Genomic DNA, 25,730 nt, shown 5'->3' with positions numbered 1-25,730 from the left:
TAGTATAACATCTTGGTCTCTTTCCCCCCTCAGAACCGAGCGTCCGACTTTGACTGATGACTCACACCTAAAAGTTGATGCTCCCATTGCCTTTTTTTCCAGAGTGCGGTAAAACTAATCTCAACCGTTGATGTGGTGATGAGGAACAGTGGGAAAAAAGAAAAGAAGAAAACTGTGGTTGGGAATAATCCTGATCCTCGCTTTGGTGGGTTGGGGTGAATATAAACAGCTAAGAAGTTGGTTGGTTCGTCCTGATGCTGTGTTGGTGTTGGGAGGTGCGGAAGAAAGAGAACACTATGCCGCAAAATTGGCGAAGCAACATCCAGATTTGCCGATTTGGGTGTCTTCTGGGAGTCCAGAATGGTATGCTCGGCAGATTTTTCAGAAAGAAGGCATCGCGCGCGATCGGGTGCGTTTAGATTACCGCGCCCAAGATACAGTGACTAACTTCACAACTTTAGTGGATGACTTAAAAGCCCAAAAAATTGATAGTGTCTATTTGGTCACTTCCGAAAATCATCTTCTCCGCGCTCGTGTCGTCGGGGAAATTGTGTTTGGGAGTCGTGGCATTATTCTGAAACCCGCACCTGTTCCCACAAAATCTCCTCCTGAACCTTGGCAGAAATCACTCCGAGACGGCGCACGTGCTATGCTGTGGCTAACAACAGGTCACACAGGAAGGGAGCTTAAGGATTCTGATCAGTTTCAGTTGTTGAAAAAAATGTAATGATCTGGTTAATTGGTGGCACAAGTGAAAGTGTTTTAATTGCAGAGACGTTGCTGGCTCAAGGCTTGCTATGTCTGGTGAGCGTGACGACAAAAAGCGCGATCGACCTCTATCCCAAGACAGATTTAATCACGGTGAAAGTTGGGGCGTTGTCCTTTGAGAAAATGATCACATTAGCGGAAACATACGGGATTGAGAAAATTGTTGATGCGTCTCATCCTTATGCGGCTGCTGTCTCTCAAAGCGCGATCGAGCTATCTCAACAATTACAGATTCCTTACTTACGCTACGAACGTCCGCAAGTTTCCCCCGATAACTCGTTTCCGATCATCGAACTAGATAGTTTTGACACCCTCGTTAACGGGGATTATCTCCATGATCATCGCGTTTTATTAACAGTCGGTTATAAAGCGCTACCTCAGTTTCAATCTTGGCATCAAAAAGCGACCTTATTTGCGCGGGTTTTACCCAGTGTGTCTTCTGTAGAAAACGCTTTAGAAGCGGGATTTTCCCCGAAACAATTAATTGCACTGCGTCCCCCTGTCAGCTATGAATTAGAAAAGGCTTTATGTGAACAATGGCAGATTTCCCTAATCGTTACCAAAGCATCAGGAAAAGCAGGAGGAGAGGACATTAAACGCCAAGTCGCCACAGCATTAGGGATTCCCTTAATTGTCATCCGCCGTCCTGAGCTTGCTTATCCTCAGAAAACCAGTAAACTAGAAAGTGTTGTTAACTTTTGTTGTGAACATGGCTGACCCAATTACGCCCGAAATCAGCGATCGCATTTGTCAACACATGAACGAAGATCATCGTGATGCGGTTCTTCTCTACGCCCAAAAATTTGGCAATACTCCCGAAGCTGAGTCCGCCACTTTAGCCTCGATCGATCCTGAAGGAATGAACCTTTCCGCAATCGTAGCAGGAAAATCTGTACCTGTGCGCGTCACCTTTGATCACACCCTCCAGGATTCCGAAGACGCTCACCAGACTTTAATCGCCATGGTAAAACAGAGCAAAAAGTAAGTAAAATTAGAGATATCCAACAGATCAAAAGTATAAATTTGATTATGACTCGTCTCTTACTGTTTAGCTTCAGTCTCAGTGTTGTTCTCGTTTCCAGTTTTGGACTCTCCCCTGCTTCCAGTCAAACCACCCTTGAAGAAGAGAGTCCCTATCAGTCTAGCGAACGCGATAGTTTTTCCAGTGGTTTAGGAGAAGGCTTGAGTCCGTTTGATTTAATTCATGGCATCAACTCCAGTCGAGGAATGTCCATGGAACAATATCGCAATCAGCAACAGGAAAGTTTAGATTCTGCGGCTTCTAGTTTTCGTCAACAACAGCAACAACTGTTACAACAAGAATCCTTAGAATCTTCAGAAAATGCTCCTTTAACCGAGGAAGAATCAACCCAGTAATTCACGAAGAAATTTGAGAGCGTAGCAAGGTTTCCGTCATCTGTGCCAACTGATCCAGCTTTTTTTTCTCCTTTTCCGCTTGTTTTTGATAACGGAGTTTACGTTGAATCGCCGCTTTAGCGACCTTTTCCTTTCCTTCCTGTAACGCTTTCCAAGCCACTGCTTGCCAAACCTTACTTTCCTCTAAACTCTGATTGTAAATTGGTTGGGTGCGATCCCAAACCTTTTTAATATCCGCAAGAGCAGCACTTACCAACTGCTCCTTTTCCTGTGTTTCTGTCCCTTTTAAAGCCTCCTGTAGCGGTTGGGATAACTTTTCCACTTGCAATCGCGATAAAATCGGAACAAAGTCTTTTACTTGTTGACTGTAGGCATAACCGAGCTTACACCACGTGGCAAAATGTTCGCAGTTGTTAAAAAGCAGATTGTAACGAGCTTTTTCTCCAAGACGACTTTCGGCGCGACGAACCACCACATCAGAAACAAAAGAAAGGGGATAATGTTTGACATAGACCTCTTTTCCACCTGTAAACTCAGAGAAAGGAGCGCGAGTAATGGTTTCATTAGACTTGCGAAGATGGATGACGCTTCCATCGCCGCCATCAATGCCATGATGTTCATAAATCCCTTGCAAGTTTACAAAAGGCTCTAAAATATAAATCTGATCCCCTTTCGCCATAATGTCTCATTCCATTGAGCTTTCTACATCACCAAAACGGACAATATCATCTTCTCCTAAATATTCCCCATTTTGCACTTCAATCATTACTAAAGGGATCACTCCTGGGTTTTCTACCCGATGGGGAGTATTCATCGGAACATAAGTGGATTGTTTCGGGATGAGCGTAATTTCTTCGCCATCTTTGATTACTTTCGCTGTTCCCGCGACAACCACCCAATGTTCTGTGCGATGATAGTGCATTTGGGTGCTAATATGATGTCCTGGTTTAACTTCGATGCGATTAATGGAATAGCGTTCTCCCTTTTCCAAAACCGTAACCGAACCCCAAGGCGGAAGACGAGTTTCTGTTGTTTCTGAATCGTTGGCAGGGTTAAAATCACTCATAAGCAATAATTAAAAATTAACACCTGCTTAATGATAGCAATTCACCGAAAGCGCGGGAGGCTACGACAAGCCGCGCGAAGCGGGTCGTAGAGGGATAGCGCGAAAGCGCGACGGGTTCGATACCCGAAGCTAAACCAACTTTAGATGTGCTATACTCATAATTGTGAATTTGTGAAGACGATGGAACAGACGTTAACTCTTGTAGTAAAGCTAGATATAAAACCTGAACAGGCATCTCAACTTGAGGAAACTGGTCAGGCTTTTGCTAATGCTTGTGCTTGGATTAATGAGAACGTCAACCATCGTTTAACTAATCGCAATTCAATTCAAGCTGTTTGCTATAACGATGTTAAAGAACAGTTTGGGTTAAAGGCTAACCATATTGTCCGTGCTTGCGCTAGAGTCGCTTCTAACCGAAAAACTGCCAAACATAAAGGTGGGAAAGTTAAAGGGTTCAAACCAACTTCCTTCGATTGTGATGGTAGGACGTTCTCTTTTCGAGAGAAGGATTGGACAATTAGCGTCTCTACTCTTGGTAAGCGGTTAAGACTGCCGTTAAGAGCAAGCAATTATCATAAGGGTAAATTAACTGGTCGCAAGCCCACTTCTGCTCAAATTTGTAAACATAAAGATAGTCAATGGTACTGTCATCTTCAAATTACTATTGATTATCCCGATCCCCAAAAAACTGACAAAGTTATTGGAGTTGACTTTGGAAGACGGGAAATAGCTAGAACATCCACAAATCAAGGATGGGACGGAAAAGAAGTTCAACAAAAAAGAGATAAGTTTTCTAGGGTAAGATCATCTCTTCAAAAAAAAGCGCGTAAAGGCACAAGATCGTCTCGCAGAAGATGCAAAGAGGTCTTGAAACGGCTATCAGGACGCGAGAAGAGATATCAAAAGTGGGTTAATCATAACATTAGTAAAACAATTATCTTAGAAGCAAAAGAGACTGACTCCACAGTGGCAATTGAGGACTTAACTGGGATTAGAGAACGAACTAATCAGAAACCTAGAAACAAGACTGAAAGAAGACGTTCTAATTCTTGGGCTTTCTATCAGTTAAGAACTTTCTTGGAGTATAAAGGGGTTAAGGAAGGAATTAAAGTGATTGCTGTTCCTCCTGCTTATACCAGTCAGACTTGCCATTGTTGTAACCATATAGGAATTAGAACCAATAAGAATTTTAAGTGTTCTAATTCGGAGTGTGGTTGGAGAGGAGATGCTGATCTTAATGGTGCTTTGATGATACAAAAATGGGGCTGCTCTATAAACCAGCCTGGAGGCTCGGAGATTCTATCCTGTAGAATTTCTAGGGCTACTGAAAACCCTAACCGAGCGCGAAGCGGGTTAGGGTAATTTATCTCTAACAAACCATGGAAACTGCACAACTTTTGATCAACGGACTCGCCGTTGGTAGTATTATTTCTCTCGTCGCTGTTGGACTAACTCTCACTTTTGGCATTCTCCGTTTACCGAATTTTGCTCAAGGTGATTTAATGACAGTAGGCGCTTATTTAACTTGGGTAACAAATATTGCTGGCTTAAATGTTTGGCTATCAATGGTAGTGGGTGCGGTGGGAACGGTCGCTGTCATGTTACTAACAGAAGTTTTCCTTTGGAAACCGATGCGAAAAATTCGCGCTCAACCGACAACTCTAATTATTATTTCCATTGGTTTGGCTTTGTTTCTTCGTAGTACAATTTTATTAATTTGGGGTGGGAGTAATCAATCTTATGATTTGCCAGTTTTAAACGCGTTGGATATTTTTGGGCTGAAAGTTGCTTTCTATCGTCTCGTTGCTATTGGTTTATCTTTACTCGCAATTATTGCCCTTCATTTTCTCCTTCAAAATAGCAAAATCGGAAAGGCAATGCGAGCGGTAGCAGATAACATTGATTTAGCCAGAGTGTCTGGAATTAATGTTGAACGGGTTGTAATTTGGACTTGGATGATTGCTGGCGTGTTAACCGCCTTAGCAGGGGCTAACTATGGTTTAATTACGGCGGTTCGTCCCAATATGGGGTGGTTTTTAATTTTACCGATTTTTGCTTCTGTGATTTTAGGGGGAATTGGTAATCCTTATGGGGCGATTACGGGGGCTTATGTCATTGGAATCGCGCAAGAATTAAGTGTTCCCGTTTTAGGCTCACAATATAAGCTAGGAGTAGCTCTCGCAATTATGGTGATAATGCTTCTACTTCGCCCACAAGGATTATTTCGCGGTACGTTGTAAGTCACAGGGTCAAACCTCGATTAACGTTAAGATTGACTTACTGGTGATCACAAATTCAAGTTATACTAGACTGATACGATTATTGATCTCTCATTTGTGTTTTAGAAGTATGGAAGAATCCACAGCAGCTCGCAACGTAAAAGCAGAATTAGACCAACTCCTTTCCCCAGGAATGTTTTTTGAGGGTTTGCCAGAGGGAACTTTACGGGAAATTATTTGTCATATTGTTTCTCGGAATCATCCTGCTAATCAGGTGATTCTATTAGAACATGACTGGGGCGGTTCGGTTTATTTCATTATTGAAGGATGGGTGAAAATTCGCACCTACAATAAGCAAGGAAAAGAAGTCACTCTCAATATTTTGGGAAGTGGTGAAGTCTTTGGGGAAATGTCTGCGATGGATGAAGTTCCTCGTTCGACTGATGTTATTACTCTCATTCCCACACGCATTTGTAGTATTCCTTCGGGAGATTTTCTCAAGGTTTTGGAAAAAGAACCTTTAGTGGGGATTCGTTTATCACAACTGATGGCGAAACGATTACGCCAAGTTAATCGTCGCTTACGACTTCGGGAAGCGGATAGTACCTCTCGCGTCGCTGATGTGCTTTTATTTTTGGCAGAAGGACAGGGAAAACCCGTAGAGCAAGGGGTTGATATTCCTAACCTTCCTCATCGCGAGTTAAGCAGTCTTAGTGGATTGGCGCGAGAAACGGTAACACGAGTTTTGGCGAAGTTGGAAAAGGCAGAGTTGATTAAACGGGAACACCACACTTTACATATTCCTAATTTAGGTGCTTTAGAAGATGTGTTATCCACTTCCTCTTCCTTGTTGGAATAGATTATGATCGGAACTCAATCACTAATGAGTAATTATACTGAGGACTTCGATCGAGGCTCATCTTCCGATCAAGAAGGGGAAATCACATCCGATGTGAATTGGGTGGATGCTGGAGATGAGGAAAAACCCGCCTCTTCTCCAGAAACGGTGACATTTACTGTGGGAAGTCGCGCGATCGTGATGGTGGAAACGGCTTTTCTCGCCAGTGCGGCGAGTTTAATTTGGTTGATTAATTTTTACTTTCCACCGGGTCCGCTTTTACGTTTACTCTTCCCGATCCCGATCGCGCTGGTTTATTTACGACGAGGGAGACGAGCGTCGGGAATGAGCGTGATCACGGTGGGACTCTTGCTTTCCATTTTGATGGGACCCACTCGCAGCATTTTATATGTCATTCCCTATGGGGTGATGGGACTCCAATTAGGGGCTTTTTGGCGACGAGGATTCGGTTGGGGACAATCGGTTACGATCGGGGCGATTATTGGCACATTGGGGTTTTTCTTTCGTTTCTGGCTACTCTCCATTTTCTTAGGAGAAGATTTATGGGTTTATGTTACCTCTCAAATGACTCAGTTTTTAGAATGGGGATTTTTACAGTTGGGATTATTAGCACAGCCGAGTTTATGGTTAGTACAAGCGATCGCACTGGCGACAATTATCCTCAATAGCATCATTTATGTGTTTGCGGTACATTTAGTTTCTCTACTAATTTTAAACCGCTTAGGAAACCCAATTCCGTCTCCTCCCCGTTGGCTACAAGTCATATTAAATACGGATTAATTTAAACTAACTTTATAGCAACATGATCAGGTTGGTAATACCATTTTGGAAAAGTCAAGTTACAGTAATTAACTCGCTCATTGATCGTAGGGTTTGCCTTGCCCACCCTACTTTGAAAGGGGGGAATAGTTCATCAAATTTTTACATAAGATTTAGAACTGCTATATGAGTCGCTTTTTCTCTCCTCTACAAGAATTTTTACTGAAAAAATCGCCTCCACTGATTGCGGACGTTAATCCGAAATCGCTCCAGAGGAGAACGGAGAGGGAGGGATTCGAACCCTCGATAGAGTTTCCCCTATACAGCATTTCCAATGCTGCGCCTTAAACCACTCGGCCACCTCTCCAGGGTTGTACCGCGATTTACAATCATACTATAAGCGTTCCGTTTTTTGCAAACTTTATCTGAAATTTATTCTCTAATGACACGCTACTACTCAATTCACATTTACGATCGTCAAGCAAACACTGAATACACAGCGATGATCCCTGATGATCAGTATATTCTCAAAAGTCTGGAAGAACAGGGGATTAAACTCCCTTTTTCCTGTCGTAATGGCGCTTGTACCACTTGCGCGGTGCGACGCCTTGAGGGGAAAATTTATCACCCAGAAGCGATGGGGTTGTCTCTACAGTTAGAGGAGGAAGGATATAATTTGCTTTGTGTCGGTTATCCTCGATCGAATTTAGTGGTAGAAACTCAAGACGAAGATGAGGTTTATGAGTTACAATTCGGTCGCTATTTTGGGAAAGGAAAAGTTTTATTTGGGATTCCTCTAGATGAGGATTAATTAATCTCATTCTGGGGCGCGATCGCCCCCTATTATCCCCCTAGTTTTAGTAAGGATAATCCCCCCCTAACCTCCTCACTTCGCTCCGGCTTTGAAAGGGGGTGATAATGAGTAGAAAAGTAGGTTGGGTAGAGACGTTCCATGGAACGTCTGTACACGAAACCCAACACCAATTATAAACAATACTAGGTGATTCGCTAGGTGATTCGTAAATTGTTTTGCCCCCAAACCCCCAATACTGGGGGCTTTCATAAATCAATTTTTTACATAAGATTTGGGATTGCTATAGCGCTATATAACAGTTAATTAATCATAATATGAAATGGGAAGAAGTTTGTACGAATCAGCAACTGCAAAATTTACCATTCAAAATCGAATTAAATCAATGGGGACAAATTGTAATGAGTCCCGTAAAAATTAAACATTCTTTTTATCAAGGAAGAATCCAACGCTTATTAGAATCTTTGCTTAATACAGGAGAAGTGATGCCAGAATGTGCGATTAATACCGCCGCTGGAGTTAAAGTTGCTGATGTGGTTTGGTGTTCCGAAGCCAGATTTAATCAAATTGAAAATGATATTTCTGCCTCGATCGCGCCAGAAATTTGTATCGAGGTTAAATCGGATGGGAATACAATTCGGGAAATAGATGTTAAGAAAAATTTCTACTTTGCCGAGGGCGCGATCGAGGTTTGGTTATGTAATCAAGAAGGAAAAATCACGTTTTATCGTCCAGAAAGAGAACTCAAACAGTCTTTACTGGTTCCCGATTTTCCCAATGAAATCAAACGTTAACTGTATCCTCGATCGAACGGTTAAATCTGCTTCTACCCCTAACCGTTGCTGTAAATACTCCCGAATCTCCTCAGCAAAAGCATTTCTCGCCAATGATTCTAACCCCACGATCGCCGCGTAACGAACAATCCACTCCTCATCTTTTGCCACTGTTTGCAGTGCCTCCAAAACCTTCTGCTGCACCCTCTCTCGCGCCTCTGGAGACAATTGATCCCACCGTAACTCTCCCAACCCCTTCGCAGCCCCGCGACGCACACTGAGGGAAAAATCGCTAGTCGCAGCGTCTAATAAAATCTCTAGAGTTTGGGGATGTTTAATTCTGGATAAAGCACGAATTGCCCACGCCCTCGCCCCATAATCATACCCATCTAGATCACTAATTAAGGTGGGGACGGCAACATCTCCCAATTGCACTAATCCTTCCACCGCCGCGATCGCAGCCCCAGGATTATTAAACCCTAACACTTTAATCAGCATCGGAATCGCCGCTTCTGATTGACTGCGACTTAACGCCCATACGGCTTTCACTAACTCTTCCGAGGAACTGGCTTTTTCTACTGCTTGAATTAAAGATTCTGACAAAACTCAATCTAAGATAAATGAATGTTATTAGTTTTCAACTATAATAACTGAATTGCTTAGGCTTCTGCTAAGTTTTCTCCTTTTGTTAACAATCCAGACATTTCTAAAAGTCGTTCGCGCTGATTAGAAAGATGTAAAGCAAGAAGCTGTCTAGCGTTTGTTTCGGAAAAAGACTCTTTCCATGCTAATAATTCCTTTTGTAATCCCGCTAATTCAAGATGATAATCAGCAGGAACATTACTCGCACACCATTCAATCATTAACGCCCCTTCTCTTAATAAAAAGGTTGTTAATTTATCTTGTTCAGGAATGTTAACTTGTTGAGAAATTTTTCCTAACGTAGAAGCAATATTTCCGAGTTGCTCTTGCCAAGTTAATGTGATAAAACGATCATGCAGAGCTTGACGTTCCATTATTATATCTCCATTAGCTTTCTTACGATCGGGTAATTGTTTATAATTGGTGTTGGGTTTCGCTACTCTCCACCCAACCTACTTTTTATCAATTGTTTATAATTGGTGTTGGGTTTCGCTACTCTCCACCCAACCTACTTTTTATCAATTGTTTATAATTGGTGTTGGGTTTCGCTACTCTCCACCCAACCTACTTTTTATCATTGGTTGAGCGAACCTGACATAACATATCAAATTTTTGCATTTTTAAGGGAGTTATCACAATTGCAGAAAACAAAATGATAAGCTAACGAATGCGTTTAAAAAAAATCGGATCAGATCAACCTATGTCAAGTCAAAATGAACTTCCTTCTTTGTTAAAAGTAGCTCGTGGGGAAAGTGTATCACGTCCTCCCGTTTGGATGATGCGTCAAGCAGGACGTTATATGAAAGAATATCGGGATTTACGGGATAAATATCCCAGTTTCCGAGAAAGATCGGAAAATCCCGATCTCGCCATTGAGATTTCTCTACAACCCTGGCGGGCGTTTCAACCCGATGGTGTGATTCTCTTCTCTGATATTCTCACCCCTCTCCCTGGGATGGGAATTGATTTTGATATTGTTGAAAGCAAGGGGCCAGTCATTGATCCGCCGATACGAACTCAAGAACAAGTGGATCAAATGCGTCCTCTTGATCCAGAAACGTCTCTTCCCTTCATTAAAACCATCCTGAAAACTTTACGAGAAGAAGTGGGAAATCAATCGACCGTTTTAGGGTTTGTCGGTGCGCCTTGGACGTTGGGCGCTTATGCAATTGAAGGAAAAACTTCTAAAAACTATTCTAATATCAAAGGAATGGCGTTTCAAAATCCCCAATTATTACATCAATTTTTAGGGAAAGTTGCTGATTCGATCGCGCGTTATATTTGTTATCAGATTGATAGCGGCGCACAAGTGGTACAAATGTTTGATTCTTGGGCGGGTCAATTGTCTCCTCAAGATTATGAAACCTTTGCTCAACCTTATCAAAAAAGAGTCATTGAAAAAGTGAAACAGACTCATCCCGATACGCCATTAATTCTTTATATTAGCGGTAGTGCTGGTGTTTTAGAACGGATGGGAAATACAGGATTTGATATTATTAGTGTTGATTGGACAGTCGATTTAGCCGAAGCCAGACAACGGTTGGGAAAAGGGGTAAAAGTTCAAGGAAATATCGATCCTGGGGTTTTATTTGGGTCACAAGATTTCATCCGCGATCGCGTTTTAGAAACCATTCGCAAAGGAAAAAACCAAGGACATATTTTAAATCTTGGTCATGGGGTTTTACCTGGAACACCTGAAGATAATGTCAGACATTTCTTTGAAGTAGCGAAACAAGCCACTTCATTGATTTAGAATTAAGTTAAACGGGTGAGTTTTTCTCACCCCAGTCAAACAAAGCTCAAAAAATTTACTTTTTTCAAATGAACTCTATAATATTATTATTGATCTCTGCATCAATCAATTATTAAGGAACTTGATGATGAAAAAACAATGGTATGAATCTCTGTTTGAAAATTACGGATTAAAATATGACAATGAAAGTTTTACTCAAGGGACGATTGGCGAATGTGATTTCATAGAAAGAGAGATCAGTTTTAATCAGTCATTAAAAATATTAGATGTTGGATGCGGAACGGGCAGACATACAATAGAATTATCAAGGAGAGGATATACGATTACTGGGATTGATCTCTCGGAAACTCTCCTAACCAGAGCGACGGAAAAAGCCGAAAATGACAATTTAAAAATTGATTTTCAACAACAAGATGCAAGATACCTTTCCTTTAACAAAGAATTTGATGTTGCAATCATGCTTTGTGAAGGCGGATTCCCATTGATGGAAACAGATGAAATGAATTATGAGATACTGAAGTCTGTGACAAAATCACTCAAAGAAAATAGTAAATTGATCTTTACAACCTTAAATGGGTTATTCCCACTCTATCATTCGGTTGAAAAATTTTGTGCTTCAAAAACAGAAGAAGGAAATGCAACCTATCGAAGCAATACCTTCGATTTAATGACGTTTCGAGACCACAATATTACAGAAATAGAAGATGATTTGGGAAATAAAAAAACTCTCGAATGCAACGAAAGATATTACGTTCCCAGTGAAATTAATTGGTTGTTAAAGTCCCTTGAATATAGAAAAATTGATATCTATGGAGCAAAGTTGGGAGCATTTTCCAGAAATGACAAGTTAACAACCGAAGATTTTGAAATGCTGGTTATTGCTAAAAAATAACTAAGTTACCGTGGTTTTTCTACAGTGGCTATGCGATCGGTGTTGGAATCGATCAATAATGTGTCGCCAAGTTTATTGTATTTCTTAGCGCCACCATCTACCTCTTTTCAAGATTCAGTCTTCTGTTATTCTTATGCTCGATCGAGGTGACAAAATTTCCGTCAAAGCTAAGACTTTAATCAGTCACTTTGTCACCATACTGTTTTAGAAGCTAAATTGCATTCTGAGATTACCGACAAAAATTGTACCGTTATCTTCAAAATTATTGGGATTTGCAATCACGTAAACGGCGGGAACGAGGGCAAAATTATCATTAACAGGATAATAATAAGTTGCTTCAAAATCAAGTTGTGTTCCGCCATCGCCAGCACCAGAGACAAGGAACTCTTCCCCATCCAAAACATCAAAAGGAACAACAAAAGAGAATGTTCCTAACGCCCCTTCTTTTCCTAAGTTGGGAAAAGCTAATCCTAATTGAAACGCCTGCATATTAATGTCACCGCCGCTTCTGGTTTGGTTTTCGGGATCAATATCAGCAGTGGCGTAAGTATAACGTCCGAATAGCCCAAGATTACGAGCAAATTCCCACTCAAAGTTTAGCCCAATGGTGTTGGCTTGGGTGGGATCAATAGTTCCCCCAAACCCATCATCAGCAACCCCATAAATGGGTTCTCCTACAGCACCACCAACGCCAAAGCCGGTTAAGTTACCATTTTGGTCAAAAAGCGGAACATTATTATCCGATTGAGAACGAGTGTAAAATAAACGGATAGTGGTCTTTGGACTAGGATCATAGGTGAGTTGCGCCGTTGCTGACCAAGTTCCGTCAAATAACCCCTCATCTGCATCAGAGACTGTATTGAAAAATGCCGAGGGAAGAAATTCTGTGTTTTCTCCTAAATAACCAACATTAAACCCTAACTTATCATTAATATCCCATAACAGAACGGCTCCCGCACCGCGATCTACTGGGTTCGCCAATGTTCCACCACTGGCGTTGTAGCTACTTGCACCGCGTAAAAAGAAGGTGTAGCTGTTACCATCAAAGTAACGATACCAGTTGACTCTTGCTCCCACAACTGCTTGTAATTTCTCATTGACAGGGAAGCTGTAGAATAGTTCTCTGACCGTTACCTGTCCAGCGTTGGGCGCTCCAGTTTGGTCGGTGAATGGTGTTCCAAAGGTGTTAAATAGTCCTGCGGAAACAAAGCTATTGGCTGGGGATGTACCATTTCCGACTGCAAATTGTGTCACCAGTCGATCGCGCCCACTAAAGCTAGTATTAAAGTTAAGTAGAGTATAGTAACTGAAGGTAATCTCTGGATCGTCTGTTTCGGTTTGAACCAGTGGATCACCACTGCTATCTCGTCCCGCACGACGCAAGTTTAGAGGCGCGTCAAGGTCATTGGTTTCTACTAGAATATCATCGCTGGCTGTTGCACCGGTGAGGTTCATGTAAACGTTACCACTAAGTTTGGTTGTGGTGGAAAACTGGGTTTCTTCAATGGCTGCAACACGGTTTTCTAGATTATCTACCCGAGTGGCGAGTTGACTTAATTCTTGGCTAAAGTCTCGCTGGAGGCGTTCAATTGTTGCGGAATCTGATTCTGGAAGAGGTTGATCTTGGTTAAGGATCATTTGGTTTATACTTCCCAGACAACTATTGAGGGCGGCTGCAAATTCGTAACGGGATAAAGCACGGTTGCCGCGATATGTTCCATCGGGATATCCTGAGATACAACCATAGCGCTCAATCAGCGATCGTAGCGCTTCAAATGCCCAGTCTGTGGGTTCAACATCAGATAGCTGATAAACTGAATTAACTTGTGCTTTTGCAGGAAGTGGGGAGATAATGGTCACGCCACTGGTTACTAACAAAGCGAAACTACAGATCAGTTTTTGGGATAAAAATTTAGAAATTGTTTGATTGTTTTTCAAGGTTTGTACACTCCTCACACAAAAAAAATGGGATTATTCCACCACATCTAATAAACGGAAATAGGCAATTTTAGAAATTTCCGCGATCGCGCGCTCTTTTTCTTCTTCGAGAGAGTTTTCCAAACGGGTGATAAAGGCTTGGAGAATGCTCTCTTTGTTGTGATTTCGCACCGCAATAATAAAGGGAAAACCAAATTTTGCCCGATAGGCTTGGTTTAACTCTTGAAAGCGGTGATATTCTTCTTCTGTGAGTGCATTTAAGCCCACAGTTGTTTGTTCTTGCACCGAAGCATCTGCCATTTTGGTTTTAGTGGCGAGATCAGGATGTTTTTTGATCAGGGCTATTTGTTCAGTGGGAGAGCGCGATCGCGCTGTTGTCACTAACTTCTGGTGCAAGTCGTCTAAGTCAGTAAAAGGGCGTTTTTCCCAAGTATCTGCGGTAATATCAGGACTTTCCTCGAAAATATGACCTAAAACCTCAGTAAACGACGCTTTTTCCATTTCATTGAGAGTTTTTAGAGAATATTTCATGTTATCTGCTAACTGCCGCGATAAGTGCTATAAGACCAAGGCGAGACTAAGAGGGGAACATGATAATGGCTGTTTGCGTTTGCTATGCCAAAACGAATCGGTATCATATCTAGAAAGAGAGGATCAGGTAAGTCTTCGCCATAGTGTTGGAAATAAGCCCCCACTTCAAAAACGAGTTCATACACGCCAACCTGAAACGCCTCTGCTACTAAAAGCGGTTCATCAGTTCGCCCATCAGCATTGGTTTTTGTTGTTTTCAGCAAACTGTATTCGCTGTTTTCAATCTTCCAAAGCGTGAGATTTAATCCTCCCGCCGGACAACCGTGTGCGGTATCTAAAACATGAGTGGTTAATTTTCCTATCATCTTTTGTTATTGATTATTGGTCACTGGTCACTGGTCACTGGTCACTGGTCACTGGTCACTGTTTACTGGTCACTGGTCACTGGTCACTGGTCACTGGTCACTGGTCACTGGTCACTGGTCACTGGTCACTGGTCACTGGTCACTGGTCACTGGTCACTGGTCACTGTTTACTGGTCACTGGTCACTGGTCACTGGTCACTGGTCACTGATTACTGATCACTGTATTAGATTGTTTTCCCTTGAGAGATAAATAAATCCCCAATAACACCACGCCAAACGCTAACCAATTTTCTAGGGGGAGTTGTTCGCCGAATAACACCGCACTCGCTAACGCCGCAATTACAGGAATTGACAGCATACATACGGCAATTAATCTCGCAGAAAATAATCCTACACAATAGGTCAGTAACCCTTGACCAACTCCTTGAGAGATGACTGCTAAACTGAGTAGTGCCAGCCAAGTTTGCAAGGAATGAGGAATAATTTGCTCTGATTGTAGAAAAACTAAAGGAAGCAATAAAAGTCCTCCTACCCAACTCACCCACAACATGATCATCCCAGAGGTGAGGGTTTCGCGGAGTTTTTCAAAACAGAGAAGACTGGTAGCCGCCAACATGGAAGCAAAGATGGCGGCTAAATCTCCTTTGACATCCACAGCCGCCAGTTGAAAATCACTCAGCCCGATCGCGATCACTCCAGCTAACGCAATCAGCAGCCCCAAAACAAAGGTTAGAGAAAATCGTTGTCCGAGAAACACCCAAGCAAACAACGCCGTAAATAAAGGCATATTGTTATAGAGAAGAGTTCCATTGGCGACACTGGTTTGAGTGAGTGACCATCCCAGTAAAACGAGGGAAGTGGAAAAACTCGCAGCCGCAATAAACAGTAAAATCACCGTAGCGCGATCGTACTGGGGGGCTGTTTTTTCGCTGAAGAAACGCTGTAATCCTTGCCAAATCGCCAGTGTAATCCCTGCGCCAGTTAAACGGTAAAAAATAGCGGTTAGGGGAGTCACTTCTTTTTCTGCGACGACTAGCCAAATCGAAGCAAACGCGATCGCGATTAGTGCCGAAACTAAGGCTAAAATCCCGAGTATGGTTTTCGTTAAACTGTCATTCTTTTCTGAAGAAACATCAATATTAGTCATTAGTCACTGGTCACTGGTCACTGTTTACTGGTCACTGGTCACTGGTCACTGGTCACTGGTCACTGTTTACTGGTCACTGGTCACTGGTCACTGGTCACTGTTTACTGGTCACTGGTCACTGGTCACTGGTCACTGATCACTGGTCACTGGTCACTGGTCACTGATCACTGTTTACTGCAAGGGGCCGCCGAGAATTACCTTCGCCAGCGCATCAATCACATTACTTTCCGATTCTTGTTCCAGTTGCTTGTACCAAGCCGCCGTGACATTTTCATCTTTTCCATAAATCGTATCCGTGCGTTGACGGGCTTTTAACACTAATTGACTCACGCGATCTTTCCGTGCTTGTTCATAACGTTTGAGCGCATCAGACACACTAATATTGGTACTTACCAGATAACGACTGAGAATTTCTGCATCCTCGATCGCCTGACAACCCCCTTGTCCTAAAGTTGGAGTCGTAGCGTGTCCCGCATCTCCTAACAACGCCACACGACCTTTAACCAGCGTGTCTAAGGGGTCTAAATCAGCAATTTCTAAGCGGTTTGTTTCGAGGGGATTCAGTCGATCAATTAAATTTCGTACGGCTTGGGGCCATCCCGCAAAGATATCTTTTAACTCCTTTTGACGGTCTTCTGGTTCAACCACTGTTCCCTGTTTCATCGGACAACCAAAGAAGAAATAAAAGCGATTATCCCCAACAGGCATCATTGAGGCGCGTTTTCCTTCTCCCACATAAATCACCCAGTTATCTGCTTCACAAAGGTCATCACTGGCGGCAACCAGACCATTCCAGTTGACATAATCAGCAAAACGGGGCGTTACCTCCCCTGTCACATACTCTCGGATTGTGGAGTGAATACCATCTGCACTGATAATTAAATCACTCTTGACGCGATCGCCGTCTTCAAAAATAGCTGTAGCACTGGTTTCGTCTTGTTCCACTCCCACACACTTACAGCCCAAATGTAGCTTGTCTTTCCCAAACGCATCTCTTAACATTTGCTGTAAATCCGTCCGTGCGACAGGATAGGGGCGTTCTCCTACGCGATCGACCAATGGACGCAGATCAATGGCTGAAAGTTGTTCATCGGTATGGCTGCGATATTCCATCCGATTCATTTCTCCGCCAATAGCTGCCACTTTTTCCCCTAAACCCAGACGGTTGAGAACTTTAATCCCATTCGACCACAAAGAAATCCCAGCGCCAGCAGGACGTAACTCGCGGGTGCGTTCATAAATTTCTACATCATAGCCAATATTTTTTAAGGCGATGCCAGTGGTGAGTCCACCAATACCCGCCCCAATAATCGTTACTTTCAAGTTATACATTGTTCTTTACTCCCGTTCTCCTGGAATCAAAATGTTTAAAGTTAAAGCAGTAATTCCACCTGTGGAAATACCAGAACTAAAGATGTTTTTAATGAGAGTTGGTAACTGGTCGAGAATCTCTGGTGCGAAAGTTACCCCTAAACCTAATCCCAAAGACACCGCGATAATTAAGGAATTGCGGCGGGTAAGGTTGACACAAGAGAGTAACTTAATCCCTGCTGTCGCAACAGTTCCAAACATCAAAATCGTTGCCCCGCCTAAAACGGGTTTGGGAATAGCTTGAATAATTCCGCCAAAAATCGGAATTAAGCCCAACAAGACAAAAATCCCAGAAATAAAAAAGCCTACATAGCGGCTACCAATTCCCGTTAACTGAATCACCCCGTTATTTTGGCTAAATGTTGTATTGGGGAATGTGTTGAAACAGCCAGCAATAAAAGAGTTAAGTCCATCAGCCAAGACACCGCCTTGTAAGCGTTGGAAATACTTTTCACCGCGAATCTCTAGCCCAGAAATCAAGGAAGTTGCGGTTAAATCACCAATGGATTCAATCGTTGTAATGACATAAAGAAAAATAAAGGGAATAAAGGCAGCAAAATCAAAATTAAACCCATAGCGAAAGGGAAGCGGAACCGTAAACGGCGGAAGATTTCCCAAACCGTCAAAACTAACCATCCCTAGGGGAATCGCAATGATATAGCCGACAACCAAGCCAATCACGATCGATCCCATTCTTAACAGAGGGCTACTCAGGCTATTGAGAATTAAAACTGTCAGTAAGACCAGAAACGCCACACCTAGATTTTGCATACTGCCAAACGTCCCTGCTGATTTCGCAGCAAAACCGCCTCCCATATCGGTAATCCCCACACGGACTAGGGTTAACCCAATGAGAGTGACAACCGTTCCAGTTACTAGAGGCGTGACCACCTTCTGGGCTAATTTGAGAAAGCGACTCAAAATCATCTGGATAAAAGACCCCAGCATACACAAGGCAAAAATTAGACCCAGTGCGGCAGTGGGAGAATTGTCCGCAGCAATATACGCCCCGCCAGCGCCTAAAATGGGGCCGATAAAAGCAAAACTTGTCCCTTGAATGCTTAATAATCCCGATCCCACTGGACCGAAGCGTTTAGCTTGAATAAAAGTAGCGATTCCTGAGACAAACAGAGACATACTAATCAAAAAACTGGCATCTGCTGCCTGTAATCCCAGGGCATCGGAGATAATCAGGGACGGAGTAACAATTCCCACCACACTGGCTAAAACGTGCTGAATGGCGGCAAAAATCGCTTTTCCCACTGGGGGGCGATCTTCTAGTCCATAGATTAAGTCCCCTGATATGGGTCTAGTTTCTGTGGTTTCTTCTGTTTCGGTTTCTAGTGCAATTTTTTCATTAGTCATTTTGTTATTTGTTATTCGTTATTTGTTCCCCCCTTGCGAAGGAGAATTAGGGCGAATTGGTACATGGTCAGTGATTTTTGAATAAACTGGCAAAACGGCGACGCATTAAAATGCCTGGTTTATCGGTTGTCATGTGTTGTTCTTGGGAAATATCCAGGGGAACATCATAATCAGTGGTTTCTAAGATTGCTTTGTCTTCTAGGGTGACGGCGCGATCGAAGGCTTTAGCATCTGCTGCTTTGGTATCGGCTTCGGTATCGTTTCGCAGACAAAACTGGACGATTTGCGATGTTCCATCATTAATGGGCGTTGCTGTATTGACGATAATATGAACTAAGCCGTTGGGATAGTTGATGCGAAGTTTGCAGGTAAAGGGCAAAAACCAATCAATATCTAAGGTGCGAACAGTTTGACTTTCTGACATTTTCAGGTTTTTCTGCTGTTGTTCTGGGTTCACCACTCCCAAAACCGCTTTCATGGTTAAGCCATATTCAGTTTCTGTAATGTCCATTTCATCAGGAACGGGATGTTCTTCACTGCCAAATGTTCCTGTATGAACAAAAGTTGGATGCGCCAAATCCAGTTCATTTTCCATTACCCGTAACCCTGCACAATGCCAAGGTTCGTAAAATTCTGGAATACAACGAAATTCAGGGTCACTCGCTTCGGGAATCTCTGGAATATCTGCAAGGGGGTTTTCTCCTAAACACACCCAAGCGTAACCATAACGAGATTGACACCAATAAGTCTCAATGCGATAGGTTTTCGGAATCTTCTCTTGATCTTCTAACTGTGGGACACGCACACAACTTCCCGACCCCTCAAATGTCCAACCGTGATACGGACAGACGAGATTCCCATTTTCTACTTTTCCTAAAGAGAGTTGTGCCGAACGATGACAACACCGATCTTTAGCCGCCTTGGAATGACCACTTTGATCTGTCCACAAAACCAAATTTTCCCCTAAAAGCTGAAAATGTTTTGGTTCACTCTGTATCTGGTCTAACGGGATGACGGGATACCAAAACCGCCTTAATATCGGTTCTTGGGTTACTAACATAATTATTTTTGAGGAAGGAAATGAATCATCTTTGCTTTGACTGTATACTGTATACATAAAAAGAAAAGTTTATTGTATTGCAAACTACATTAGAGTTTTCGACGGTTTTAATGTAAGATTTGCGAGAGAAACTGGCGACTGCGTTCATGTTGAGGATTATGGAAAAAGACTTCTGGCGTTGCGGTTTCCATGATCTGACCATCAGCCATGAGGACGACGCGATCGGCGACTTCTCGGGCAAAACCGACTTCGTGGGTGACACACACCATTGTCATTCCCGATTTAGCTAAAGACCGCATCACATCAAGCACCTCTCGCACCATTTCTGGGTCAAGTGCCGAGGTGGGTTCATCAAATAACATCACTTTCGGTTGCATGGCGAGGGCTCGCGCGATCGCGACCCGTTGTTGTTGACCCCCTGAAAGTTGTCCAGGATATTTATTGGCTTGATTAAGAATACCAACCCGATCGAGCAATTCAAACGCCACTTCTTGCGCTTTCCCTTTTTTCCAGCCCCGCACTTTCATCGGTGCAAGCATCACATTATCAATGACCGTCAGATGGGGAAACAGATTAAATTGTTGGAAGACCATCCCCACTTCCCGACGAATGGCATCAACATTTTTCATCTTCGGCGTTAGTTCCATGCCATCAATAACAATCCGTCCTTTTTGATAGGGTTCTAGGGCGTTAAAGGTGCGGATAAAGGTAGATTTCCCCGAACCAGAAGCCCCCATGATCACCACTACTTCACCGCGATCGATGTTGAGACTAACCCCTCGCAGGGCATGAAAGCCATTGCTATACCATTTTTCCACCTCTGCAACTGTTATCACAGGCTCATTGCTACCTATAGTGACGTTAGTGGTTTGTGTTTGCTTCTCTTCCATAGTTCTTTTTTCTAATAGTAATGAATGACGAGTCAAATCAGGTGGGTGATTGAACAGATAATCAAATCTATTAGTGATCGACTAAAAAGCGGGTAGGCTTTGCAGGGATTCTCCAAACCACTCTTGAGATAAGGCTTCAAATTCACCAGAGAAACGCTTGTGGCGAATAAAAACATTAATCCACTGCAACATATCCAAATCCCCACGGCGCACGCCAATGTAACAAGGGGAGTTCTTCATCACAAATTTATTTTCAATTCCTTCTTTGGGATTACTTTTGATCACTTTTCCTGCGATCGTGTTACCCGTTGCAATCAGATCAACTTGTTTTGAAAGTAAAGCAGAGATGGTTAAACTATTATCTTCAAAACGTTTGATTGTCACCCCTTCTGGGGCTTTTTCCGCTACTTCCAAGTCTTCTAAAGACCCTTGGGTAACGCCAACCGTATATCCAGCCAAGTCTTTGTAACTGGATACATCGAGACTGGCTGCACCATAAATCCCAGAAAAGAAAGGGGCATAAGGCATCGAAGAGAAGTAAATCGATCGCGCTCGTTCTGGGGTTGCCCCTAAACTAGAAATTACAAGATCGGCTCGCCCAGTTTCTAAATAAGGGATGCGATTGGTACTGGTAACTGGAATCAAGTCTAAATTCACTTCTAAAGCCTCACTGATGAGCCTAGCCACATCAACGTCGTAACCTTGAGGCTTGCCGTCGGTTCCTACTGAACCAAAAGGCGGAGAATCTTGGGGAACAGCGATTTTGACCACACCCGCACTAAGGATATTATCCAGTGTACTGCCTCCCTGAACAGTGGGATTACTTTGAGCATTAGCGTTTTCGGTGGCGACTTCTTGCGAGGTAATGGATTGATTTGAGCAGGAAATAATACTGATGCTAAAGATCAAGCTAATCGCAAGAGCAAAAACAACTTTTACACTGAGTGCGGATAAACCGAATAGACGAGAGAGAGAACGAAACATGGATTGAAGCATGATGATCACTAAGAATTCAATTTCAGAGGTTGACATAGGAGAAGCGATTTTCTAAGCGTTTACTCCAGAGAGAGAGGGGAAAACACAAACAGAAGTAAATCATCGCAGCTAAGGAATAAACCAGTAGTGGTTCAAAGGTGACGTTACTAATAGAAGAGGCTGATCGGGTGAGTTCAATAAAACCAATAATAGAAGCCAAAGACGTTCCTTTAATTACCTGCACGGCAAACCCCACTGTCGGCGGAATGGACATCCGAACCGCTTGCGGGAGAATAATATTACTGAGTTGCTTAAAATAGCTCAGTCCTAACGCTCTTGAGGCTTCCCATTGCCCGCGAGGAATGGCTTCCACCGAACCGCGCCAAATATCTGCTAGAAAGGCACTGCTGTAAGTGGTCAAAGCAATCGTTGCCGCCACCCAAGCGGAGACATTTAAGCCAATAACGACGGAAATGCCAAAGAAAACGAGGAATAGTTGCATTAATAATGGTGTTGCTTCAAAAAATTCGATATAAAGCGTACTGACTGCTTTAATGATTGGATTGGGAGATATCCGCATCAACATAACGAGAAAGCCAACAACACCACCGCCAAAAAACGCGATCGCGGAAAGAACAATTGTCCAGCGTGTAGCTAACAGGAGATTGGTCAGAATTTGTGAAAAGGTGAACTCTTCCATCGGCTTAACGAGTGTATTGAGTAAAGGCAAAAAACTGTCTTTGAATAAAGAAGGCAATGAGTTTGATTGACCAAACCAGCCCCACATAAATTAAGGAAATGGTTAAATAAATCTCGAAGCTGCGAAAGGTGCGGGATTGGAGATAGTTTCCAACAAAGGTTAATTCTTCTGCAGAAATTTGGGAAACCACACAGCTAAATAAAACGGCAATGACTACTTGACTCATCAAAGCGGGGTAAATATTCGCCAGGGCCGGAATGAGAATAACGTGCCGAAAAATCTGTAAGGGCTTTAACCCGAGGGCTTTTCCCGCTTCTACCTGTCCAACACTGATTCCTTCAATCCCAGATCGAATAATTTCAGTGGCATAGGCCCCAAAGTTGATGCCTAAAGCTAAGACAGCCGCTTGCCAAGAGGACATTTTGACTCCCAAATTCGGTAAGGCAAAGTAGAAGAAAAACAGTTGGATTAAAAACGGTGTATTGCGGAAAAATTCAACATAAGCCATCGTGATCGCGTTGAAAATTGGGTTACCAGATGTTCGCCCTAATGCCCCGATGAGGCCCAGAATAAAACCCAGCGCGATCGCGACGCTGACAATCTGTAGAGTTAGCAAAACCCCCTGCACTAACAAATCAAGGTTATTCCAAACGACCGAGAATTGAAAAGTATATTCCATCACGATTGAATTGCTTTTACTTGAATTTTGCATACTGTATACAAAAAATGAACCAGCGATTGTCACCTTCTATACGATCGCCCAATTGATTTTCCCCTCACTTTTTGGGAGGAAAAGCGAAATTTCCTTGTTTACTCGTTTTCAAGCCCAGTGCAACGATTCCTTCAAGCAATTTCACCGCTGCACTAACGCCGTCAATGACGGGAACCCCCAATTCTGTAGAGAGTTTTTGGGCTAAATCTGCCATTCCCGCACAACCCAGCACGATCGCGCCACAGCCATCTTCTTGTAGGGCTTTTTGGCATTCTTGACGGATCAGATTTTGTGCTGGCGAGTCCTTAATTTCTAACTCTAATACAGGAAGATCGATCGCGCGGATGTTGCGACAATGACGTTCCATTCCATAATTAATTACCAGATGTTCAGCGATGATTTTAGTGCGAGAAAGAGTGGTAACGATCGAAAACCCTGTGGCGAGGAAACTGGCAACGTGCATCGCTGCTTCTGCAATGCCTAAAACGGGTGCGGTAGTAATTTCTCGTGCTGCCATCAAGCCAGGATCGCCGAAACAGCCAATAATATAACCATCTATGTCCGAATCACCCATTTCGGCTAGAAGATGAGGAATGGCAATGGCTTCATCGTAGTGACATTCTAGAGAAACGGGTGCTGAGGGAGGGTTACAGGCGATGATTTCTGTGTTGGGACTCGCTACTGCACGAGCAACCGTCCCCATTTTATCGGTCATGGTGACAGTGCTATTGGGTAGTTTACAGTAAATAAATTCTTAGACATTATTTCACAAAGTTAATTATTTCAATAAGTTTCTAAGATAGGTGTCTATATTTATAGCTATCTTTCTGGTGAACCACTCTTGAAACATAAGATAGTTTAGTTCCTAATCTTTTACGACCCTTCGGGCAAATCTCACAGTTCCCATCTGAATAAGGGCACAAGCGTCCTGTCCATTGACCTTGATTCTTTCCTTTGGGAATATCGACTTGTACAATATCTCCTGTTTGAAACCCTTGAATTGGTCTCAAAGGACGATGCTTGATGGGATATCCATATTTATTAGTTTGGCATTTTTGTCTTCCCCCTGTCCCAGTCGCTGTTACCATTAGTGGTTGATGGGAGAGAATGGTTAAGGTTTCAACCTCTCCAACACAAGCCGCGTCTAAACAATGCTCTTTCGGTAATCCCAAACGAACTCGATTCATCTTGGTTTGCGCTCCTGTTGCTGTTTTAACTGAGGAATGTTGTGATATCACCTCGACAATTTTATTACGAGTCGCATTAACCGCAGATGCGTCTTTTAGAGGGCTTTTCGCTTGCTTAAGGACACTTTCAAGAATAGTTGGTTTCTTTTTTAAGAAGTCTTTAATTGACTTATCTCCCTTCTTCTGATTACACCTCTCACAAGCCAGACAAAGGTTAGAGACTTGATTGCTTCCTCCTTTAGACTTGGAGTGAATATGCTCAACTTGAAGAGGAACATTTTCCTTTTTACAATAGGCGCATTTACGATCCCATTTCTCTAAGAGGTACTCTCGAACCGAATATCCTTGTAATGTTCCTTGCTGGTACTCTTTACCATCAATCTCTGGGTTTTCCATTGCTTGAGTATCAAACTTAACTTTTTCGATCCAGATTTCTTGGACTGGACAGAACTTAATCAGTCTTTTCGCCCAAGTCTCCGTTGTCTGAACTCTGTGCATTAGAGAAGGAGGTAGCCAACCTTCTTGACGCTTACGATTCAAAAACCGAGGCTGTCGATAACGAAGTCTTGAACGTCGTTTTCTTCTTAATGCTCGTCTTTGCTCTAGACGTTTTTTGATGATACCTCCACGATGCTCTAATTGCATTCTCCAAACTACTTCTCCTTGATCCGTGACTAAAGCAAAACCTGTTACTTTAGAACCAGGATCAATCTTAAGAGTTAGCGGATGGATATCAGGATTAGGCACTTCTTTTTTAAGAATGAGAGTAAATGGAAAAAGTCTAAATACAGCTGCCTTGCCAGAAGAGAGTAATTGTCTTGCTCGTTTTGGGTGAACTGGTTTTAGTGGTGTTTTCTTCTGGTCAATAACAAAAACATAGTTGGACATGGTTTTAGTGGCTTCTTAAGCCGTCTGGTAAACAGTAAGGTTTGCCTCGATAATGTTAAAAAGGCTTTTTACAGCTAGAACACTATCGCTGATCAACCTTCGCTCTAAGTTTAATTCATAGCCCACAGTGCCAAGTGCTGGCGGTCACACTTGGGTGTGATGACCAATTTAACGGAGTGTGCCTTTTACTCAGGACTTACCACTAAATCTGCACGTTCGTAGCTTATAGCTTTGACAAAGTTTTAGAAACTTTGTCTAGGTTTTCACGAACGGCATAATTTTGAAAGACCATTGCCGTGTTGCGTTGGGTTGGGGGAAGATTCGTCACATCGCGATCGCCAAGATAAATTTTCCCTTCTGTTACTGTTTCATGTCCCGCTAACATCCGTAGTGTCGTTGTTTTACCACAGCCACTGGGGCCGAGTAAGCAACAGTATGATCCTGAAGGAATATCTAACGTAATGTTTTCTACTGCAACCAATGAATCATATCGTTTGGTCACTGATCGCAACTTTACGCCACTACTGGTGTATGACTCTTTAGAAGCAAAGGATGGTAAAGGTTTGACGCTTCCTTGTATTGAAGACTGCATGGAATATATTAACTCCTCTGAGATAGACGCTTCTCAAGCCCATAATTTTTTCCTTGCTATAAGGATCAATCATTGCAATTAAATGTATAC

General features: G+C 42.8%; 32 protein-coding genes and 1 tRNA gene. 14 read left to right on the top strand and 19 right to left on the bottom strand.

Annotated features, from left to right (window positions below; all coding sequences use genetic code 11):
- Nucleotides 1–148: 148 nt before the first annotated feature.
- From DACSA_RS02285 to DACSA_RS02270, 4 genes are read left to right on the top strand one after another with little or no spacing between them, the layout of a single operon-like run.
- Entirely contained in the window at nt 149–727 is a 579-nt protein-coding gene (locus DACSA_RS02285) for a YdcF family protein (RefSeq protein ID WP_015228229.1), read from the top strand.
- A complete protein-coding gene (locus tag DACSA_RS02280; protein ID WP_015228228.1) occupies nt 727–1,485 on the top strand; it encodes a cobalt-precorrin-6A reductase in 759 nt (252 codons plus the stop codon). The genes DACSA_RS02285 and DACSA_RS02280 overlap by 1 nt, the downstream gene beginning before the upstream one ends.
- Entirely contained in the window at nt 1,478–1,753 is a 276-nt protein-coding gene (locus DACSA_RS02275; protein ID WP_015228227.1) for a DUF2470 domain-containing protein, read from the top strand. Before DACSA_RS02280 ends, DACSA_RS02275 begins: the two co-directional genes overlap by 8 nt.
- A gap of 44 nt (nt 1,754–1,797) precedes the next feature.
- A complete protein-coding gene (locus DACSA_RS02270) occupies nt 1,798–2,145 on the top strand; it encodes a hypothetical protein (protein ID WP_015228226.1) in 348 nt (115 codons plus the stop codon).
- A 1-nt stretch (nt 2,146) separates the two neighbouring features.
- On the opposite strand, the gene DACSA_RS02265 is transcribed toward DACSA_RS02270, so the two are convergent.
- Together DACSA_RS02265 and DACSA_RS02260 are read right to left on the bottom strand one after the other, a co-directional pair.
- Nucleotides 2,147–2,824 carry a lecithin retinol acyltransferase family protein gene (locus tag DACSA_RS02265; protein ID WP_015228225.1) on the bottom strand — a complete coding sequence of 226 codons (678 nt, stop codon included), beginning with the start codon at nt 2,822–2,824 and terminating at the stop codon, nt 2,147–2,149.
- 6 nt (nt 2,825–2,830) lie between these two features.
- Complete coding sequence (locus DACSA_RS02260; RefSeq protein ID WP_015228224.1) at nt 2,831–3,211, bottom strand: phosphomannose isomerase type II C-terminal cupin domain; 381 nt, start codon at nt 3,209–3,211, stop codon at nt 2,831–2,833.
- A gap of 180 nt (nt 3,212–3,391) precedes the next feature.
- On the opposite strand from DACSA_RS02260, the gene DACSA_RS02255 reads away from it, so the two are divergent.
- The 4 genes from DACSA_RS02255 to DACSA_RS02240 all read left to right on the top strand — a co-directional run bounded on the left by DACSA_RS02255 (nt 3,392) and on the right by DACSA_RS02240 (nt 7,069).
- Nucleotides 3,392–4,573: an RNA-guided endonuclease InsQ/TnpB family protein gene (locus DACSA_RS02255; protein ID WP_015228223.1), complete on the top strand. Its 1,182-nt coding sequence runs from the start codon at nt 3,392–3,394 to the stop codon at nt 4,571–4,573.
- A gap of 17 nt (nt 4,574–4,590) precedes the next feature.
- Complete coding sequence (locus tag DACSA_RS02250; RefSeq protein WP_015228222.1) at nt 4,591–5,451, top strand: branched-chain amino acid ABC transporter permease; 861 nt, start codon at nt 4,591–4,593, stop codon at nt 5,449–5,451.
- A gap of 109 nt (nt 5,452–5,560) precedes the next feature.
- On the top strand, nt 5,561–6,289 hold the full coding sequence (locus tag DACSA_RS02245; protein ID WP_015228221.1) for a Crp/Fnr family transcriptional regulator: 729 nt from the start codon (nt 5,561–5,563) through the stop codon (nt 6,287–6,289).
- Between the two features lie 24 nt (nt 6,290–6,313).
- Entirely contained in the window at nt 6,314–7,069 is a 756-nt protein-coding gene (locus DACSA_RS02240; RefSeq protein WP_041235268.1) for a DUF2232 domain-containing protein, read from the top strand.
- 259 nt (nt 7,070–7,328) lie between these two features.
- Here the strand turns inward: DACSA_RS02240 and DACSA_RS02235 are convergent.
- Nucleotides 7,329–7,415: transfer RNA gene (locus tag DACSA_RS02235), tRNA-Ser, on the bottom strand.
- Between the two features lie 75 nt (nt 7,416–7,490).
- Here DACSA_RS02235 and DACSA_RS02230 point away from each other — a divergent pair.
- Together DACSA_RS02230 and DACSA_RS02225 are read left to right on the top strand one after the other, a co-directional pair.
- The gene (locus DACSA_RS02230; RefSeq protein WP_015228219.1) at nt 7,491–7,859 is read left to right on the top strand and encodes a 2Fe-2S iron-sulfur cluster-binding protein; all 369 of its coding nucleotides are present in this window, start codon (nt 7,491–7,493) and stop codon (nt 7,857–7,859) included.
- Between the two features lie 317 nt (nt 7,860–8,176).
- Nucleotides 8,177–8,653, top strand: coding sequence for a Uma2 family endonuclease (locus tag DACSA_RS02225; RefSeq protein ID WP_015228218.1), 477 nt, complete (start codon nt 8,177–8,179; stop codon nt 8,651–8,653).
- Here DACSA_RS02225 and DACSA_RS02220 read toward each other — a convergent pair.
- The gene (locus DACSA_RS02220) at nt 8,615–9,235 is read right to left on the bottom strand and encodes a HEAT repeat domain-containing protein (RefSeq protein WP_015228217.1); all 621 of its coding nucleotides are present in this window, start codon (nt 9,233–9,235) and stop codon (nt 8,615–8,617) included. The genes DACSA_RS02225 and DACSA_RS02220 overlap by 39 nt on opposite strands.
- 56 nt (nt 9,236–9,291) lie before the next feature.
- Nucleotides 9,292–9,648 (bottom strand): hypothetical protein, encoded by a 357-nt coding sequence (locus tag DACSA_RS02215; RefSeq protein WP_015228216.1) that lies wholly within the window; start codon nt 9,646–9,648, stop codon nt 9,292–9,294.
- Nucleotides 9,649–9,974: 326 nt separating this feature from the next.
- Here DACSA_RS02215 and hemE point away from each other — a divergent pair, with 326 nt between their 5' ends.
- Nucleotides 9,975–11,027 carry a uroporphyrinogen decarboxylase gene (hemE, locus tag DACSA_RS02210; protein ID WP_041235638.1) on the top strand — a complete coding sequence of 351 codons (1,053 nt, stop codon included), beginning with the start codon at nt 9,975–9,977 and terminating at the stop codon, nt 11,025–11,027.
- Between the two features lie 127 nt (nt 11,028–11,154).
- Nucleotides 11,155–11,919, top strand: a complete 765-nt coding sequence (locus tag DACSA_RS02205; RefSeq protein ID WP_041235267.1) for a class I SAM-dependent methyltransferase — start codon at nt 11,155–11,157, stop codon at nt 11,917–11,919.
- A 204-nt stretch (nt 11,920–12,123) separates the two neighbouring features.
- Here DACSA_RS02205 and DACSA_RS02200 read toward each other — a convergent pair whose 3' ends face one another.
- Genes DACSA_RS02200 through uraH form a run of 3 tightly spaced genes read right to left on the bottom strand, consistent with a single transcriptional unit; the run spans nt 12,124 to nt 14,753 of the window.
- Nucleotides 12,124–13,857, bottom strand: coding sequence for an iron uptake porin (locus DACSA_RS02200; protein WP_015228213.1), 1,734 nt, complete (start codon nt 13,855–13,857; stop codon nt 12,124–12,126).
- A gap of 33 nt (nt 13,858–13,890) precedes the next feature.
- The gene (uraD, locus tag DACSA_RS02195; RefSeq protein WP_015228212.1) at nt 13,891–14,388 is read right to left on the bottom strand and encodes a 2-oxo-4-hydroxy-4-carboxy-5-ureidoimidazoline decarboxylase; all 498 of its coding nucleotides are present in this window, start codon (nt 14,386–14,388) and stop codon (nt 13,891–13,893) included.
- Nucleotides 14,389–14,396: 8 nt separating this feature from the next.
- Nucleotides 14,397–14,753: a hydroxyisourate hydrolase gene (uraH, locus tag DACSA_RS02190; protein WP_015228211.1), complete on the bottom strand. Its 357-nt coding sequence runs from the start codon at nt 14,751–14,753 to the stop codon at nt 14,397–14,399.
- 16 nt (nt 14,754–14,769) lie between these two features.
- On the opposite strand from uraH, the gene DACSA_RS18745 reads away from it, so the two are divergent.
- Complete coding sequence (locus tag DACSA_RS18745; protein ID WP_071880278.1) at nt 14,770–15,003, top strand: hypothetical protein; 234 nt, start codon at nt 14,770–14,772, stop codon at nt 15,001–15,003.
- Here the strand turns inward: DACSA_RS18745 and DACSA_RS02185 are convergent.
- On the bottom strand, nt 14,956–15,900 hold the full coding sequence (locus tag DACSA_RS02185; protein WP_015228210.1) for a DMT family transporter: 945 nt from the start codon (nt 15,898–15,900) through the stop codon (nt 14,956–14,958). The genes DACSA_RS18745 and DACSA_RS02185 overlap by 48 nt on opposite strands.
- Here DACSA_RS02185 and DACSA_RS20130 point away from each other — a divergent pair.
- Nucleotides 15,848–16,036, top strand: a complete 189-nt coding sequence (locus tag DACSA_RS20130; protein ID WP_156800607.1) for a hypothetical protein — start codon at nt 15,848–15,850, stop codon at nt 16,034–16,036. The genes DACSA_RS02185 and DACSA_RS20130 overlap by 53 nt on opposite strands.
- Nucleotides 16,037–16,071: 35 nt before the next feature.
- Here DACSA_RS20130 and hpxO read toward each other — a convergent pair whose 3' ends face one another.
- From hpxO to DACSA_RS18740, 10 genes are all read right to left on the bottom strand, one after another.
- The gene (gene hpxO / locus DACSA_RS02180) at nt 16,072–17,232 is read right to left on the bottom strand and encodes an FAD-dependent urate hydroxylase HpxO (RefSeq protein ID WP_015228209.1); all 1,161 of its coding nucleotides are present in this window, start codon (nt 17,230–17,232) and stop codon (nt 16,072–16,074) included.
- Between the two features lie 6 nt (nt 17,233–17,238).
- A complete protein-coding gene (locus tag DACSA_RS02175; RefSeq protein ID WP_015228208.1) occupies nt 17,239–18,636 on the bottom strand; it encodes a uracil-xanthine permease family protein in 1,398 nt (465 codons plus the stop codon).
- Between the two features lie 67 nt (nt 18,637–18,703).
- Nucleotides 18,704–19,696, bottom strand: coding sequence for an aromatic ring-hydroxylating dioxygenase subunit alpha (locus DACSA_RS02170; RefSeq protein WP_041235266.1), 993 nt, complete (start codon nt 19,694–19,696; stop codon nt 18,704–18,706).
- 107 nt (nt 19,697–19,803) lie between these two features.
- Nucleotides 19,804–20,586, bottom strand: a complete 783-nt coding sequence (locus tag DACSA_RS02165) for an amino acid ABC transporter ATP-binding protein (protein WP_015228206.1) — start codon at nt 20,584–20,586, stop codon at nt 19,804–19,806.
- An 81-nt stretch (nt 20,587–20,667) separates the two neighbouring features.
- Nucleotides 20,668–21,618 (bottom strand): transporter substrate-binding domain-containing protein, encoded by a 951-nt coding sequence (locus tag DACSA_RS02160; protein WP_015228205.1) that lies wholly within the window; start codon nt 21,616–21,618, stop codon nt 20,668–20,670.
- Nucleotides 21,605–22,261 carry an amino acid ABC transporter permease gene (locus DACSA_RS02155; protein ID WP_015228204.1) on the bottom strand — a complete coding sequence of 219 codons (657 nt, stop codon included), beginning with the start codon at nt 22,259–22,261 and terminating at the stop codon, nt 21,605–21,607. The genes DACSA_RS02160 and DACSA_RS02155 overlap by 14 nt, the downstream gene beginning before the upstream one ends.
- 4 nt (nt 22,262–22,265) lie before the next feature.
- Nucleotides 22,266–22,940 (bottom strand): amino acid ABC transporter permease, encoded by a 675-nt coding sequence (locus DACSA_RS02150; protein WP_015228203.1) that lies wholly within the window; start codon nt 22,938–22,940, stop codon nt 22,266–22,268.
- Between the two features lie 97 nt (nt 22,941–23,037).
- A complete protein-coding gene (locus tag DACSA_RS02145; protein ID WP_015228202.1) occupies nt 23,038–23,688 on the bottom strand; it encodes an aspartate/glutamate racemase family protein in 651 nt (216 codons plus the stop codon).
- A gap of 79 nt (nt 23,689–23,767) precedes the next feature.
- A complete protein-coding gene (gene iscB, locus DACSA_RS02140) occupies nt 23,768–25,048 on the bottom strand; it encodes an RNA-guided endonuclease IscB (RefSeq protein WP_015228201.1) in 1,281 nt (426 codons plus the stop codon).
- Between the two features lie 223 nt (nt 25,049–25,271).
- The gene (locus tag DACSA_RS18740) at nt 25,272–25,640 is read right to left on the bottom strand and encodes an ATP-binding cassette domain-containing protein (protein WP_015228200.1); all 369 of its coding nucleotides are present in this window, start codon (nt 25,638–25,640) and stop codon (nt 25,272–25,274) included.
- Nucleotides 25,641–25,730: the final 90 nt, after the last annotated feature.

It is taken from the genome of Dactylococcopsis salina PCC 8305 (genome assembly GCF_000317615.1).
Taxonomy (GTDB): domain Bacteria; phylum Cyanobacteriota; class Cyanobacteriia; order Cyanobacteriales; family Rubidibacteraceae; genus Halothece; species Halothece salina.
Note: the sequence above shows the minus strand (reverse complement) of the source record. Positions and strands in the feature narration are given on the sequence as shown.